The sequence below is a fragment of the Microbacterium sp. MRS-1 genome (genome assembly GCF_000585455.1).
In the GTDB taxonomy this organism is placed as follows: Bacteria; Actinomycetota; Actinomycetes; order Actinomycetales; family Microbacteriaceae; genus Microbacterium; species Microbacterium laevaniformans.
This window is the reverse complement of sequence record NZ_JAUF01000098.1, coordinates 1-554: the sequence shown is the minus strand read 5'-3', so window position 1 is coordinate 554 and position 554 is coordinate 1. Positions and strand designations below refer to the sequence as shown.

The window sequence follows — 554 nt, the reverse complement described above, 5'->3', positions numbered from 1 at the left end:
TCGCGTCACCGTTCAAGACTCACCCACCGAGGAGCGGAACCTCTTGATCAACACGCCCTAGCGCGGCTCGCTGTGGACGAGGAATTCAAGGGAGCTGGCCTAGGTTGGGGGCTACTCCGCGACGCGCTCATACGGTCTTTTCACATCAGCGGAAGTATTGGCGCGGCCGCCGTCTTGATCCACTGTCGTGACGAAAGCGCGAAGAGCTTCTACCTCCACCATGGTGACTTCCTTCAGTCCCCGATCGAGGACTTGCACCTCATGATCCCGATGAAGGAACTTCGGCGGTTCGCGGAGTGATCATTGACTTCGCCACCGTGAACCGTTCCGCCCATTCTTCGATGGGCCAATAACGGACCAGTGGTTCACCCAAGACCAAACTGACTGGATCCCACAGCCAGGCTGCACTGTCTGATTCGGTGACGATGCTGGCTACGTGCTCAGCAGCCTTGTCGAGGTTTCGATCGATCAGCGCGCAGCTCGCCAGATTTGTCGACGGCGCTCGAAAACTGGACAGTAGCGGCGCTTGAAAAGTGAACACTCAACGATTGGAG

At 57.8% G+C, this 554-nt stretch carries 1 pseudogene; it reads left to right on the top strand.

The annotated features are described in order from the left end of the window. Window positions 1–300, top strand: a pseudogene (locus tag AS96_RS15825) (hypothetical protein); the annotation flags it as partial. Window positions 301–554 lie beyond the last annotated feature (254 nt).